The following is a 15,974-nucleotide window of genomic DNA, read 5'->3' on the forward strand; positions in this document are numbered from 1 at the left end:
AGTCCAAACAAAAACAAACATAGTGCGGGATGGAGCAGTTGGTAGCTCGTCGGGCTCATAACCCGAAGGTCGTAGGTTCGAGTCCTGCTCCCGCTACCCAAGAGGACAAAGAGGCATAATTCAGATTTAGTTCTGGTATGCCTCTTTTCTTTTTAGTCATAATTTGCTGTAAATAAGCAAGATACAAAAAGACATTATTTATTCTTGTGGTTCGACACCCGTCCGTTTTCCTATCATAGTTAATACCCTCAGGAAACAGCAAAAATTGGATTTGTTGCCTAACCGCATAATCCCCAGAAAGCCACTTTAAACGCATTCTAGAGGCGAAATTAACAGTTAAATCAATGCATTTATCAAGGTTCGACACCTCATTTGATCCTTGATATAATTCTCTCTCCAATTCCTTCTTTTCCTCTATGTATTTTGAATTGTATCTGTGGTAAAGTTCGGCGTTGATCTCTTCCTCGATGAAGCGTTCCTCCAGGCGGCCAATCTTTAAATTAAGCTCAACTAGTCGCATTTGAAGTTGCTTACTCGAATCCTGTTGGTCTTTCGTTAACTGGTTAAACGTTGCTATCATCTGAGTTTTGAGGAGACTGATGACGTCCGCAGATATGTTTAAGTTGAAGTAATTCAGGATCGATGCAAAGCGCTCGTTGAGAACTGATGCACTCCTATTGTTGCAGCAACCGGCTGTACAGCACTTATAATAGTGAATGTTTTTTTTCTTGACAATGTAACCCCTCAACAATTTACCACAGGTGTGGCAATGAAGAAACCGCTTTAGTGGTATCGCGTCGTTTTCTTCCAACACCTTATATCCTTGTACGTGCTGCTCTATAATACCGTTGACTCTTAAAAATAAATCCCGGGATACCAGTTTCTCCTGATTTCCATCTACGACTTGGCCTTCTAACATGTTATGAGTGAGTAAGCCGCAGTAAAAAGGATTTTTAAAGACCTCCGATATGCGTTGCTTATGAAGTTTTAAGCCCTTTTGGCGCAAGCGGAAGCGAATGGATTCATTAGACAAACCTTCGTCGGCTTTCCAGTGAAACGCCATCTTCAACAATTTGCCTTTCTCATTGACAACAATGCGTCTTTCACCATTGATACGGATACTATCGTATCCCATTGGCGGGTTAGTAGGCCAATTACCACGAAGTAACATTTCCTTCATACCGGCCATGCATTTCTGCTTGCGAAGCTGATTGTCAAACTCGCCAAAAAGGAAAAGCATCTTCTGCTGCATCTGACCGGAAGGATTGGACGTGTCAATCGGCTGTGTAACTGATACGATCTCTATCCCAAGCTTCCTTAATTGGTTACTCAGCCAAATAGAATTATCATTACGCGAAAAGCGCTCTAAGCTATAGACAAGAATATGCGACACCTTCGCCCTTGATTTTTTAACATAGGAAAGCATTGCCGTAAACTCCTTACGTTCGTCGTTTTGTGCGCTCTCGTAGGTCCCGCCAAAGTCAGCAAGGATATTAAACCCTTGCCGTTCGGCATATTGATTACAAGCTTTCTTTTGGGTTTCTAAGCTAAGATTCTTGTCAGCCTGTTCTTTACTGCTAACGCGGGTATAGATTACACAGTTGGAGCCTTTCGTCCTTGTCAGTTGCTGAGAACCTTTGGCGAAGGAGTTGAATAACAAGTTTTCTGCCATAGCATGATGTATTAGTATTAGAAATAATACTCTACAATTTACGAAAAATCAGTCTTTGTTCAAAGGGTTTTTATGCTGATTTCGTTGGAAAAAGTCAAACATAATCATAGTAAATTGCTTAAAACTGGATCTAACTTCTATGGCTTGCTCATCAGTAAAATGAGCGAATGCTGAACACGATTTAACCTCAGCTATAGTAATATCGTCTATTCTTTTAGAGTGTTGTTTTTTTTCTTTCATCAGCCTCCACACCAATTCTAAATTCACATTTATTACAACTGCACTAACCTACCTATTGAAGGTAGCATCTTGCTTTTTTAAAAATACGTACAACCTTGGCCTGGTGTAAAGTCCAATTTGGGATACAAGAAAATTGTACCGTGGAGTGATAACTATAGCGTTTATTATTTACTTAAATTAAATGCATTGGAAGTAAGACCAATCAATGGAAAACTATAATGAAAAATATGTAGCCCGTTGCAAATTCTGATAACGCGTCATATACAAACGTTCCGACATTACTCAGCAAGCATTTAGGCAGCATTTAAAAAAAGATTCGCGACGAATTTGGATTAGTTCATCGAAGCAAGTGGTGGTAACCATAGCATATATGTTATTCCTTTTTGCTACGGGCGACTTAGCTATTAGAAAGAATAATCTGACAACAAAGCAACTTGGTCACATACATTATAACAACCACAGGAAGTTTGATACAAGCAGTGCATTAGATATAGAATCGTTGCAACATAGTGCGGCATATTATTGTCGGGCTCGGGCGAGCAATTATTGGGGCTTAGATAAAGTATGGATTGCTTGATCATCCCATTGATAATGTTCAGTTATCCGTTGTTTATTTTATAAGTTTACCGGTCCCAGCACCGCTTATGCAAAAACGTGTCCGTATTACGAGATTGGTTGCTAAATAGAATCAACCTTTAAAAGACGGAGTTCACAGAAGCGATCCTGAGATTCGAAAATCAGCTATCAAATCGCGAAATAAGGATGTAAGGTTGATCTGCCATAATTTGCCCGATGTATCTACTTACCTTGCTCCCTTCGTAATAACTTAGAGCGATTCACTCTGCGCTGACGTTATTAGACGTGCAATGACGAGAATTTCTTATACTCATCCCCTTGAATATCGATACGCTCGCGATTATGTAATAATTCCATAGCGGTGATGATTTCATTAGCCTGATACATATTTACCATCTCGTCATCAAATTTTTGAAGCATTGAATCAAAAGCGTCACCGTATGTTATATCCTCTGTTATGAACCGCTTTAAGGCAAAATTCTCGCATTCGATGAAAAGGTCATTGAAATCTTCGTTAGTAGGCGCTAGAGAGTAATCGTGATAACCTATAAATGAAACACAACCCTCATTAATTAATGTTCCGCCTAAATTTTCTGCAGCTCCGCAAGCTGTCGTATAAACTATAGCGTCCTTAAAGGAAGCTGAGTTATCAGCACATACAAAGACTCCATTGTCAGTAAGTAGTTGATCGCAGTTTCCATGTGAATATCCAGCAAATAAAAATGGTTTTTGCTCGAACTCGTTAATTTTAACAGTTACGCTGTCTTGGGAAAGGTCCAAACCTCTCATAGAGTGCAAGACAATATCAGGCAATTCAGAAACGAAGCCAGAAACATAAGTATGGTTAGCTTCAAAATAATTTGCGAGTGTACTATCGTTGTCGTCGTAGGTGATAAGGAGGTTTACCATTAGGCTAAAGGTTTTTGTCGACTGAAAATCTCGATGGCCAAATTCACAAGATTCCGTTCAAAATCTTTGCCGATGTCTGATTGTTGTCTAATGCTCTCCAAAATATCATTCATCGAATATATTCGACCATCTTTTGCTTTCATTAGCGGCCGAGACCTATCTTCTTCTTTGTGTCTTACAATCCAATCCTCCAACACCGAATCCACGCGCGCATTTAGCTTATGTGCGGCGTTCTCAGCTAAAGCGATAATTTTAGTGTAATCCGCTGCGACACTTTGAATAGCGAACGCATCATGGTTAATAAGGAGGATTAAATCCTCGTTTTTTATTTTGGCGAACTCGTCTGCTGTAATTAATATAACATACACTAAACTGGAGGTCTTTCTGATCTCCTCGAAAACCTGGATACCGGTTTTTTCACCTTTGCTAAAGTTGCGGTCAAGGAGAACGATCATTTTTTGATTTAGATTGCCTAAAACGTAATCTAAACCTTCATTAGAATTTTCAAAATGGATGACATTTTCCTTACCAAAATTTTCTCCGAGCATCACCAATAAAGGGTCAACCATTGGAATTAGGCCGTCATGTATGACGACGATTTTTATGGGTGCTGGCATTATATGTCTTTGTTAAAAGGTAAAGTAATTTTAAAGGTCGCTCCGGGTTTGTATTCACTTTGGACTAAATCAACGGAACCTTTCAAAGCTTCAATCCGTTTTTCTACAATGTATAAACCTAAACCTGATCCCCCTTGTTCCGAGGTTCGGGTATTGTAAAGTCCAAATATCCATTTGGCGTCATCATCGTCAATGCCGGTGCCGTTATCGGAGAAATATAATGTAAAATGTTCGTCATCCAGATAGCCGCTGCATTTAATGATTTTATCCGCAGTTCGCTGCAAGGCTTTAATTGAATTTGAAACGAGGTTTTGGAAAATGTCTTCGAAGAATTTTTTATTTGTATTAATTATAAAGTCATCTTTGATGTCTACGGTGACTTTGATGCCCTCAGCAGCGAACGTTTGTCGATACGCATCTAAAAGTAAATTTTCTAACAGTTCTTTTACGCTAAAATCTTCAAAATCAATGTCCGAACTGGCATAACTCAACATAAAATCTGTCACCTTGATTAATGTATTCATTTCGTCATAGATGAGTAACGCATATTGTTTAAAAAGCGCGTCAAATTTGGCGTTAGGGAAGTTAATTTTAAAGAATTCTGCCATGCGTTTAATTTTTCCAAGAGACGTTCTGATCGCGTGCGATATGTTGGCGGCATAATCTTGCAAGGACATCAAACTCAAATACACATTTTCTTTACGAATTACGTCTTTTTGAAATTTCTTTTGCTCATTAATACTTTGGCTGATGACAGAACTCAACGAGGTAGCTTGCAATTTCAAAGGTTCTAAAACTTGTTTGAATTGTGGCTTATCCTGAAACCAATCCCTTTCTATTTTTTCAATAGTCCTAGTGAAAGACTTAACATCCTGTCCAGCCTTGAGCAAATCGCGCTCAACATCAGTTCGGATTAGATCACGTGCATACTTTTTGAAATCGCCAAACACGTCAACCTGGTCAATAATGAACTCTTTGAGTTTACGATATTCTGGGTTATCAAGAAAATCTTGCCGGTTGGTTGAATCAATGATTTTCGGATTATTGATTTTTGTAATGTCTAAAACGCCTATGATTTCCCGAGTACTCACTTTATCGAACGCGCTACCCCAGCGTCTTTTATCAATGCCTAAAATGTCGCGCTTTTTGCCAGCATCGTCTTCGTATTCCGCAAACGGTGTTGCAATAATTCCGTCACGATAGATTTTAATACCGTCAATCCTCGTATCATCATTTTTATAAAGCGTATTGTATCTTCTTTTCGCGGCTTCGTTAAAATAATAAATACGCAATCTGACCGGGCCAAAGCTTTTAATTTCTGTTAGTTCAGTAACGATCTTGCCGCTATGTCTGTCAAACCGCATGACTTCCTGAAGACCGGTGGTCTCATCAATACCTACTTCCTTAAAGTAGGTGTAGAACTTAATTGGATCGGGCTTAACCGGTTTATGATGATATTCCGGATATTCGTTGGAACTGATGAATATGTTGAATGGCGGATTTAAAGGATAAAATGGTGAGGTAAGCCTTGATAACTCCTTATAAAGCCTTTCAATGTCTTTTGAAGTCCATGGTTCGCTGACTTTTGAGATTATTAATGACGTGCCGTGCTCATTAGGATTAGCATCGGTATAATTGTATAGATTGTCGACGTCAGTAAATAGCGACAATTGCGGCTTAGCCTGTTGTTTTGACAAAGACTCATATTCATCCCAATTGATGGTTACGTTAAGCCATTTGTCGTCGTTCAACTCTTTGGTTTTAATTACAACCCGCTCGCCCAATTTATCTACAGCAAATCTTCCTATTCCTTTTTCGCCGACGAACTTACGGTTAAAAGGCCCAGGAGAATAACTTTTGGTGCGTTTGCTATTGGTGCCGACTACCATCCACTTATCTCTTATGTCGATAAAAGACATCCCGACCCCGTTGTCAGAAATGATTATTTCGGGACCGATATTTTTATCAGGGGCAACGTTATTGAAATATACTACTACTTCAGTTGCGTTAGCATCGTAACAATTTTTTACGAGTTCAAAAACCGCAGTAATGCGATCTGTGATCAACTCCCTTCCAAGTAATCTGAAGGTGTTGACATCGAAGCGCCAGCGTAGCGAGTTAGCGTTTTTTTTAATTTTGCCCAAATTGCTCGATATGAATTTTAATGCTTTTAGCGATTGCCTGGCCCAAATCGACAGGCACTGCATTGCCTATTTGTCTGGCGATGCTGCCCGAGTTAAACGGCTTGTCAGGGTTAATAAATTTGTAGTTGGCAGGAAAGCTTTGAAGCAATGCTGCTTCGCGAAGCGTTATCCCACGATCCTGTTCCGGATGACCAAAGCGACCGTTGTTAATGCCAATGCAGTAAGTAGTCATAGTGGGAGAGACATCATCCCATTTCATCCTTCCGTAGACGCTGCCAAACAATTTTCCGTTCTCGGTTTTATGACAATTTAATTTAAGATCGTCGCTCCAATCCCGCCAAAAACCTCCTTCTTCCATAGCCTGGATGCGCCGTTTATTTAATGGCGTTAATTTGCGTGCTTTATGTAACGCGTCTGATTCATGCGCAACACCGTCCTCTACGGGCGGCAAGTCGCTTATCGCGTCTCGAACCGTACGATAATTCTTGTCGTCAATTGTTTTACGGATCAACGAAATCGGTCCTAATTTGGACCCCAATAAAATCAATCGTTTTCTTCTTTGCGGCACGCCATAATCTTGGGCGTTTACAATTTGCCAACTTACATAGTAACCTTTGTTCTCTAACCTTTTAAGAAAATCATTAAAAACTTTTCCATTATTGAATTTCGCTAAAAGCGGAACGTTTTCCATTGAAATGATATCCGGTTCCGTCGCATCGATTAAATTTGAAAAGGAATAGAGCAAGGACCATTTTTCGTCCGCACTTTCTTTAGGCGGCGTAGCATTTTTTTTACTATTGTATATTGAAAACGGCTGGCAAGGTGCGCAACCCACCAAAATCTTTTTTCGAAATTTCCCGTATAGCTCATTCAGTTGCCCGGGTGTCAGTTTAGTAATATCTTCGTGGATGAACTTTGCGTCGTTATTCGCTTCATAAGCATAGTCGCAACTTTTATCAAAATCTATACCTGCTACTACGTTAAACTGCTCTTTGACAAACCCGTGTGTTAGCCCTCCAACCCCACAAAACAGGTCGATTACCCCAAAATCTTTAAATGAATTATTAGTTAATTTGTTGTGCATTAGCAGTTTAGATATTATTCGCAATGCAAAATTAACTAAATTATTGGCATTAGTAAAATTTGGGGCTTTTGCAAATTTAATTTTTTCGGGAATGAATTGAGCGGTTCGCAATTATCTTTATCGCGTAATGAATATTTTTCAGAATGGTTCATTTGTCGACATAGAAACGCAGTGAATTGATGGCCAAAAATTGGCAGTAAAAAATAATAAACCGGAAATGTTACTGCGTAAACTGTTGTGGAATGCTCGTTACCGATACAGTTTGCATGCAAAGGTGTTGCCAGGAAAACCGGATATTATCTTTAAGTCTAATAAAAAAGTTATTTTTATACACGGTTGTTTTGGCATGGGTACGATTGCCGAAAGAACTTAAAACCGAAATCCAGAAAAGACTACTGGGATATTAAGTTGCAGCGGAATAAAATTCGAGACCAGGAAATTCGACACAGTTACATGCACTGGGGTGGGCTACTCATATTGGGATGCGAATTGAAGTCGAATGATTTACTGAAACTCTTCGACAACCTTTGTTGACCAATATCGATATATTTACCTCAACGTTGAACCATCACAAATTATGATAAAATATTTAGCCGAAATTTTTGCGCCTACGGGAATTGCCGCAGTGTTCATTTACATCCTAAAAAAACATTTAGAAGCATCTATAGCCCATCGATTTAAAGAACAAGAACTAAAACAAAAATTGGTTCTTGAAGAAGTCGTTCGCAGGCAAGGGAAAATTTTCGATGAGCAATTCGAAAATGGCAAATTGCTTTGTACTGTTACTTATAGACTTAAAAATCTATGCCACACAATTAGTTATTTCGTTCAAAAAGGCCAAACTTATAGTCAATTTGAAGATGACTTTAAACAGTTCAGGCAAAATTCCGATCTTTTAGTAGATACACTTTATAGCGATAAAATGATTATGGAAGATGACGTATTTAAAGTTGTTCATGATTTAAAGCATGCCTGCACGCACTTTACCGACTTGATTATGCGCGCTCACGCGACAAATCGCGACTGCGAGCCGAGGGAAATTGAGAAAGTTGCAGACAAAATTGAGCAAGCGCATTACCAAGCCCTTGCTATGTATAAACAAGCCGTTGATGGTAAAGTCTTGCAATAGTCATAATGATTAAGTTAAATAAGTGACTATAGCAAACGGAATAACTAGGTAAACTTTTTTAAGTCGCAATAATGATTGTATGTGAAAATAAAATAAAAAGAAATTTCTCACATCTAAAAAAAATTCTGACAATGGTATTAATTAAGTGAATTTAAAACAGAAGTTATGTTGCAACGGCTTTTCTAAGGTTTGCCGATTACAAATTTTGTCGAGGTAACGAGAAAATAAGCAACTCAGATGAATTGTACATGGATTTTTGAACAAATTTCACCATGAATGCCGTTCCAAATAAGTTAGAATCCCGATTTCAGATTGTTATTGACAACAGATCAATTCAGTTGTTATGTTAGTGCTATTTCTTTATCTAAATAGGATCTTTTACCGGATCGTAGCTAAACTTGTTTTGATATTGTGAGGATAATAACTGATGGTAGCAGATAGCAAAAAAGACATATAAGATTGTAAATGAATTATTAACAAATATTTAATAAGTTAGTAGTTTCAACCACATTATATCCGAATCTTATTACCACATGAATACTGCTGCCAGCCCGATCTGTATTTTAAATGGGATACAACGACTAGTCCCTGCTGAACTTGAGCTCCGTCTAAAAAAAGAACAGAAAAAGCACCAACTGTTTGATTCCCGCAACTGGAACATCGAAGTACAAAAGAGCGGATTGTTCATTGACCTTTCGCAAGTACGCTGGGTAGAGATGACGGCCGCGGGGCAACTGGTTTTGTTGGTCGAACATGCCTTGTACCACCAAATTGCCGTCAGTATTGCTTTCCCTTTAAATGAGCTAAGTAAGAGCGAGCAGAAGCACCTTCAGAAGTTAGAAATAGAAGACCCCCAGAAATACCAGACCCAGTCAGGATTGTTCGAAAGCTTAAAAAAATTACGAATTAAAACATTGAATTACCTTAAAGTGATTCAGTTCGATACCGCTGTAGAATGCCGCCACGTTCCAACCGGCTCGGTCACCAAAATATATGATTTTAATTATCAGAAATTCTCTCATCAACAACCAGACCCGGTGCCGGCTGCCAGTGATCCAGCAGCCGACGCTGAACCAGAGGAACGGGCAGCAGGGGTAACTGAAAAAAACAGCTATAATTACAGACTAATCATTCCGCTGACTTGGATTAAGGCTAGCGACCAAGAGGGCTACTGGTCAGGGTTTGAGGAAATGTTCAATAAAATCATTACTCAATCGGAACGCGGATTGGATCATGTCGATGCGCAAGTGATTCGGAATGTGGTGATCTCTGAGCTGGCCAAAAATGTGCTGGAACACTCCGGCCGCGCGTACGGGCTTTTGGGTGCTGCCCTGCAGGCGACTAACTCTTTATCGAAACCACAGAAGGACGGCTACCTGAGTTTTTCGGATTATCTGCCGATGGAGCGGCCATACTTTCGCTGGCTGGCGGAGCATAGTGCCAGTTACCTAGCTCTATTTTTTGGAGATTCTGGGACTGGGCTGATCCACAAACTTGAAAGCGCATATGCTCTACATTCAGGCAGGAACGCTTCCGCACAGGAACAGGTGCTACAATGGTCTTTCGATAAATGGTCGACATGTAAGCTCCAAGAGGAGATTAGAGGCACCAAAGGGATATATCGCATTCATCGCATTGTCAATAAATATAACGGGATGGTGCTGATTCGTTCAAACACCTCCCTAGGCGGATATTCGAATACTGGCAGGGATCAGCAGCGATGGCTGTTCAATAGCAATGTCAAAGACCAGCTTACTTTCTTACCTGGGACGGTCCTTAAAATGTATTTTATTCCCTACCGGGAGATATTAAAAGTCAATACACAACAAAAAGGTACAGCTCCTTCAAATAACCGGCAGTTTGAGTGGACTGCAAAAACGATTACCATCAAACACGCCGACCCAGCACAAACCTTCAGTGGGTCGCTTGCTCTTCAAAAAATCTTCAGTTCTGATAAAAAGAATCTGCTGGTTATAATGAACGCACCGGCCGGCAAGGAACATCCCCAAACTGCTAACGACCAGGTTTTGCTGGACCATATTAAATACCTGTGCTTGGGCCGGCATCCTAACGGGGTAGTTGTTTACGTTGTAAATCGCGATTGGGATACCCTGGAAGCGAAGATAGATTCTTTGAATCAACTTATTTTTGATCGAAAACTGCCAGCGTCTGAAGCTTTTGGCCCAGATGAAGAAGACGTGTATGACCCCATTTTGATACTTGGGCAAGGGGTTCAATATTCGTGGGCTGGTGGCGACCGACATACTATCGACTTGCTGACAGAGTTGTATAATGAACGCACCGGCGAGAAAAAGCTTACTGAACTTAGCAGTTTCCTGAAACTGGATATGGACGAGCAAACCAAGGTCATCCAGTTTGTCAGCAATGACAACGCGATCATTTCGATGGACGACGAACATTTACTGCGGATTAACTTCAACGATATTGCCGCCTATTTTTCTGCGCTGTTCCGTAAAAAAGTAAATAATGCTAAACAGGGGAAAGGTGGCATATATCTGACTCCGAACCTGCGTTACATCAATAAATGGCTTGATACTAGACCCATGATCGATCAGGATTTTCCGGGGTATGCGTTGGCGCTTTACCTAGTCTATTCCAGGCGAATCGAGGCGTTGCCGGGTCTGCACTATAAGATTTTAATCGACAATTCTGATAATGTCGAACTGGCCGAGCAATTCGCCATGTTGGCCGGCATTAGCACCAGTGACGTAGTCAACATTCTGGACGAGATCGACGGCCGCCTACCGCGACGCAATCCCATTTTTGAAAGAGATGACCAAGTGATTGTGCTGACCACGGTCATTTCCTCCACAGAAACGATTAGGCGCTCTGTCAAATCTATCCAGCGTGACCTGGCTATCCCAATAGCGATCATCGGACTAATCAATCAAAGTGAAGACACGGAGATCACGACATGGGGAAAACAAGTGCCGATCATTTCGCTGATCAGCGATACCATGCAGGAAATTAACTCAGAATTGATTGATGAGCACCGTAAACTGGGAGACGTCATCTATATCGAACCATTTTCTTTCAAGGCCAATAACTCATCGGCAGGCTCTTCTGTGATTGATGGCGACGTCATCGCGCTCATTGAATCGACCAGAGCACTGCATTTTAATCATTTTGGCAAAGCTAATGGAAGGCATTTTACCTTCTACCTGAGCCCAGCCAGCATGTTGAAAGACGAGGCACTTTTCATCCGGCAAATCATTAAGCCATTCGAAGCAAAAGTACGCACTTGGCTAGAAGAAACGAGCATAGATCGATTTGATATCTGGATGCCGACACTGGATTTAAAGATGGGTGATCCTTTGGGTACAATTGCTCAATCGCTTATGAGCTCGTTCCCACGGCATAACCGGATTGGAATCTCCCGAATTAAAAGGAAGTCGCTTTATGGAGAATGGGCGCTGGCCGATAGCAATACCAGCAGCAGTCATCCCAGCGTGCTTATCATTGACTGGGGAGCACTGACAGGAAGTACAATCCAGCAAATGGTCAATTTGGCAACTCGGCAAGGAAAATCGCAAATTTTTGTGTGCGTACTTTTTTCGCAGTTCAGCGATCAGGAACACACTTTTTACCAGCAGTTGAACAACGTTAAGGTCTACAAAGTTAAACAGGCCGACCTCTTCAGCAGTGACGATCAACTGGAAGAAATATCCGCACGGATACGGGTAGACTTCATCTACAAATTTCCGCTAAAATATTATGAATCTTTCAATTGCCCAGTATGCGAACATATCAAGGCATTGTCTGAGTTCGAGATCAAAGGCCATTTGATGAGCGATTTTAGTCTTAAACGACGAAACAGATTGAAGATCAAAGATAAAAGCATTGCAGATGAAAGCCTCTCGCCCCAGGACTTCTATGCGGATCTTTCCGAGCAATCATCGGATCTTGATCCCATCCTGATTACTAAAATGTTCAAATTACGCGTGTTACTTCAGGAAGCGATCGAATCGACTGAAATTAGGGAACTTATCTATCTTCAACTGATGACGCTTGAATCCGAAATGGCTTCGCAACTCGATGAGGTCAATTCGGATTGTTATGCTTTGCTTTATTTCCTTTCCGTCGAGATTATGTGGCTCCAAAAACCGCCACTGGTATTTATAAAGATTCGTAAATTGATATCCGCGCTTGCGATCAGGGTCGCGACCCGTGACCGCGAAGAAATGGAAAAAGAACTGCTGGATAACCGGACGGTTATCCGATATAAATTTGCCGCAATCAGCGTGTTGCGTTCATCCGATAAACGGCATTTCTGCGAACATATATGGGAGATGTTCGCAAGTTCTAAACTTAATGGCCGTTTTTCAGATAACTTGACTCAAAACTTATTTTACCATATACATTCCCTTCTTCAAAAACAATATCATGCGTCTCTCATCTACTACCACGGCATTATCGGCGGTTTGGATTTAATCCTTAATACCGAGAACCCAAATTCCAGTATGGTGTACGTGATTCAGTACCTAAGGAACCTTGCCAATAAGCGCATGCAAAGTATCAAACTGGAAGGTAAAAGCGACCTCGAACTGGTCGCCAGCCTCAAAAAGGAAATCGAGAACTATACTGGTGTCACCGATCATAGCGAGACTTTCGAGGTCTACCGGAGGCTTTCGATCGAGAACATCCTTCAGCCGGTATCGCGTCTGGATCCGAATTCAGCACTATATCCCACTCAGTTGGATCAGATTAGACAATGGACAGACGGCCTGGTCACAAAATGGGGTAATGTTAGCGGTTTCATTGAATCCGTCGTCAATAATCACCTACAAAAATTATCTCATTTTTATAGCTCTAGTTGGTTCAGGCACTATCGGATCCATGAATATTTCCCCCAAGATGAGAACGCGGCATTCGTAGGTTACGATGATGAGTTTACTAAGATTATCAATCACCTTGCCAAGCGACCCGCCGATACTAAACTTTATTATGAGCTCTACCGGCAATATTATATCAGGTTGTTGACTGGCCTATTTTATTCCAGACGTTTGAATCATCAAAATGATTCTAAACTGATCAGTTTGCTCGACCAGGTGCCAACTGACATCAACCAATCTTTACAGAACTGCATCGGAATATTCATGCAATCGGCGAGCTTGCGTCCGACGGTGCACTTTACGCCAGTTGAACACAAACAGCAGGTATTCTATCCGAGGGAACAATTTGAGTTTGCGATCAATCAGATCCTGTCCAATGTAATCAAACATCGTAAAGAACTGGAGAACGAACCCTATGAAGTACATATTGGCGTCGCAAAGATTGAAAATGCGGATGAACGAGATTTACGCTATCAGATCACTTTGACCAACACTGGAACCACTAATGATAAAAAAAATAAAAACGGTGCATTGCTACAGATCAAGACCGAGATGACTTTCTTTGGTGCTAACTGCACATTTGACTTTGATACCCATCATGGCGTAAAATTAACATTCTTAAATTATGGAGACTAATAACACAATACGGATGTTCCATTATGATGACATCCCGGAAGACTTATCGCTTATCCCAAATTCCCTGCAATACATAGCTACTGACTTGGGCGTAAACGTTGTTTTTCAAACGGCGGACAACCAATCAGAGGCCATCGATATACTGAAAGCAGATACCTTCGACTTGATTATCCTGGATATGTATGATAAAGCGACCGGCCGTGAGGCTGGTATTTCGATCCTAGATTTCCTGAAGACCTCAGGCAAGACCACCCCAGTAATCGGCTTTACAAGCCGTAACCCAGTCGATATGGACTATCAACGTTCCACGCAATATGCCAACGTCCTTAGATTCCTACAAAAGCGCACTACCCAAGATGAGATCGGTGAGGTTTTCGTAGAGTTTTTGATGAATAACGGCTTCGTACCCAGTGTATGTACGTATGATAAAGACAACTTTAACCTGATTGCCGAGGTCAATACCATCGGCCTAAAGGCTATCAATAACTTCTTATTGAAAATAAAAAAGCAGCTGCACTTAGAATCAAGCACCACTTTTAAACTTTATAAGATCACCGCCGGTTTGAGCGGCGCTGTTATTTTCCGGGTAGAATATCAAATTAACGGGAATCAACGATCATTCCTGCTAAAGATATCGGCTGACCGGGAGGCAATACGTAAAGAGCTTTCCAATACCGACCATTATAAGAACTTGCCTGCGCAATTTCGGCTAGAATATAATCCAGATATCTCCAAAGAACTGAAAAATGATGATTTCGCCGCGATCATGATCGAATACGCCGAAAATGCGAAGACCTTGTTCGACTGGCTCCAAACAGATGCGGCATGTCAGCAGCCGGACAAAGTGGCAACACTTTTAACTGAATTATTCTTAGAGAACGGGCTGAAACAATTCTATGCCTTCAATAGATCTGCCGAAAGACACAAATATAATTTTATGTTTGAAAAGCTGGATGAGCGTCGTATCTCGTTCATCAAAAGAGCTATCAACGAACTACGTCCGATTTGGGCACACCATGGAACAGAACTGATCGATATCGACCTAATCGATCAAATGCTCTTTAACCAGAGCTACCGCCAGATCAATTTTAAGACCGGACATGCCCAGATCATGGAAAAGCACCTGATGCTGAACCACGGTGATTTTCACGCAAAAAACATACTGGTTTCCTCAACAAATAGGCCTTCAATCATCGACACAGGCGGGTTCACCTACGAATATTGGTGCGCAGATATCTCCCGCCTTATGGTCAACCTCTTCATTGAAGGAATAGATAGCAATTCATATGCATTCTTTGCCTTGGAACCGCAGATCGCGCATATTACTTTAGCAGAACAGATTATTGAGGGACAGCCTCTTGACACAATAGAGGTGAACATCCCTCAAAAAGGTTACTTCCACGCTATTAATTGGCTGAACAGTAATATAGAACAAATCTATCCGGAGTATTTTTGCCGTTGGGAGTTTCAGTTGAACCTGGCATTGGAATTCTTCAAATTCTCTTACAAAAGTCTGACCTTACCACCGGGCAAAAGGACTTTAGCCTTAATGTGCGCCTGCGCTGCTATCCGCGCCGCTAACAATAATTTACAAATGTCAACCAACTAATTATTAAAAAACAATAATTGCCTAATATTACTTCATAAGCTCAAATGCTATTATTAACGAATTGCTGTTTCTAGCGATATCTATTTTGTCCAATCATTCAACTTGTCGGAAGATTATTAATACCTAGATCTTGATCGAATTTATATTTTTTTTTCATAGGCTCTTACTGTTTCCGGTTTAATTGCAGTAGCATATCCTTGGACCTTTTCAAAAGGCACGACAAAATACAGTCGTGCTTAACATATCTGACATCGTTAGACAACTCGATTTATGAATGAAGACATCAACACAAAGGTGTCAATAAAGGATAACTATTTATTATCGGTGAAAATTTAAACCCGAAACTGGGGAAAATTTGCAGAAGTTATATCACGGTCTGAGTGGATATACCGCTGATATTGACCACCTGATTCCGGCGGAATGTGACCATTGATTCCGCGTCAAATTGACCACCCCATTCCGGGGCAAACTGACCAGGCATTCCGGGCCAAATTGACCACCCCGA

General features: G+C 40.9%; 9 protein-coding genes and 1 tRNA gene. 5 read left to right on the forward strand and 5 right to left on the reverse strand.

What is annotated here, in order from left to right:
- Positions 1-23 precede the first annotated feature (23 nt).
- A tRNA-Met gene (locus IEV61_RS18305) sits at positions 24-100 on the forward strand.
- On the opposite strand, the gene IEV61_RS20795 is transcribed toward IEV61_RS18305, so the two are convergent.
- From IEV61_RS20795 to IEV61_RS18330, 5 genes are all read right to left on the reverse strand, one after another.
- Positions 56-1,672 (reverse strand): recombinase family protein, encoded by a 1,617-nt coding sequence (locus IEV61_RS20795; RefSeq protein ID WP_373867856.1) that lies wholly within the window; start codon positions 1,670-1,672, stop codon positions 56-58. The two genes, IEV61_RS18305 and IEV61_RS20795, sit on opposite strands and share 45 nt — an antisense overlap.
- Before the next feature lie 1,095 nt (positions 1,673-2,767).
- On the reverse strand, positions 2,768-3,397 hold the full coding sequence (locus tag IEV61_RS18315; protein WP_188418506.1) for a hypothetical protein: 630 nt from the start codon (positions 3,395-3,397) through the stop codon (positions 2,768-2,770).
- Positions 3,397-4,014, reverse strand: a complete 618-nt coding sequence (locus IEV61_RS18320) for a response regulator (RefSeq protein WP_188418507.1) — start codon at positions 4,012-4,014, stop codon at positions 3,397-3,399. The genes IEV61_RS18315 and IEV61_RS18320 overlap by 1 nt, the downstream gene beginning before the upstream one ends.
- Positions 4,014-6,158 carry an ATP-binding protein gene (locus IEV61_RS18325; protein WP_188418508.1) on the reverse strand — a complete coding sequence of 715 codons (2,145 nt, stop codon included), beginning with the start codon at positions 6,156-6,158 and terminating at the stop codon, positions 4,014-4,016. The genes IEV61_RS18320 and IEV61_RS18325 overlap by 1 nt, the downstream gene beginning before the upstream one ends.
- On the reverse strand, positions 6,145-7,242 hold the full coding sequence (locus IEV61_RS18330) for a DNA cytosine methyltransferase (protein WP_188418509.1): 1,098 nt from the start codon (positions 7,240-7,242) through the stop codon (positions 6,145-6,147). Before IEV61_RS18330 ends, IEV61_RS18325 begins: the two co-directional genes overlap by 14 nt.
- 190 nt (positions 7,243-7,432) lie before the next feature.
- Between IEV61_RS18330 and IEV61_RS20800 the strand changes: the two genes are divergently transcribed.
- From IEV61_RS20800 to IEV61_RS18350, 4 genes are all read left to right on the forward strand, one after another.
- Positions 7,433-7,615, forward strand: a complete 183-nt coding sequence (locus tag IEV61_RS20800; RefSeq protein ID WP_373867854.1) for a PDDEXK family nuclease — start codon at positions 7,433-7,435, stop codon at positions 7,613-7,615.
- Positions 7,616-7,819: 204 nt separating this feature from the next.
- Positions 7,820-8,371 carry a hypothetical protein gene (locus IEV61_RS18340; protein WP_188418511.1) on the forward strand — a complete coding sequence of 184 codons (552 nt, stop codon included), beginning with the start codon at positions 7,820-7,822 and terminating at the stop codon, positions 8,369-8,371.
- A gap of 533 nt (positions 8,372-8,904) precedes the next feature.
- Complete coding sequence (locus IEV61_RS18345; protein WP_188418512.1) at positions 8,905-13,860, forward strand: hypothetical protein; 4,956 nt, start codon at positions 8,905-8,907, stop codon at positions 13,858-13,860.
- Entirely contained in the window at positions 13,850-15,469 is a 1,620-nt protein-coding gene (locus IEV61_RS18350; RefSeq protein WP_188418513.1) for a response regulator, read from the forward strand. Before IEV61_RS18345 ends, IEV61_RS18350 begins: the two co-directional genes overlap by 11 nt.
- Positions 15,470-15,974: the final 505 nt, after the last annotated feature.

This window comes from Mucilaginibacter galii (assembly GCF_014635825.1).
GTDB classification, from domain to species: domain Bacteria; phylum Bacteroidota; class Bacteroidia; order Sphingobacteriales; family Sphingobacteriaceae; genus Mucilaginibacter; species Mucilaginibacter galii.

Bases quoted from the DNA above. Each gene is read 5' to 3' on its own strand.
- IEV61_RS18345 (WP_188418512.1), top strand. From the start codon at position 8,905: ATGAATACTGCTGCCAGCCCGATCTGTATTTTAAATGGGATACAACGA.
- IEV61_RS18340 (WP_188418511.1), top strand. From the start codon at position 7,820: ATGATAAAATATTTAGCCGAAATTTTTGCGCCTACGGGAATTGCCGCA.
- IEV61_RS20795 (WP_373867856.1), bottom strand. From the start codon at position 1,672: ATGGCAGAAAACTTGTTATTCAACTCCTTCGCCAAAGGTTCTCAGCAA.
- IEV61_RS18330 (WP_188418509.1), bottom strand. From the start codon at position 7,242: ATGCACAACAAATTAACTAATAATTCATTTAAAGATTTTGGGGTAATC.
- IEV61_RS18320 (WP_188418507.1), bottom strand. From the start codon at position 4,014: ATGCCAGCACCCATAAAAATCGTCGTCATACATGACGGCCTAATTCCA.
- IEV61_RS18350 (WP_188418513.1), top strand. From the start codon at position 13,850: ATGGAGACTAATAACACAATACGGATGTTCCATTATGATGACATCCCG.
- IEV61_RS18315 (WP_188418506.1), bottom strand. From the start codon at position 3,397: ATGGTAAACCTCCTTATCACCTACGACGACAACGATAGTACACTCGCA.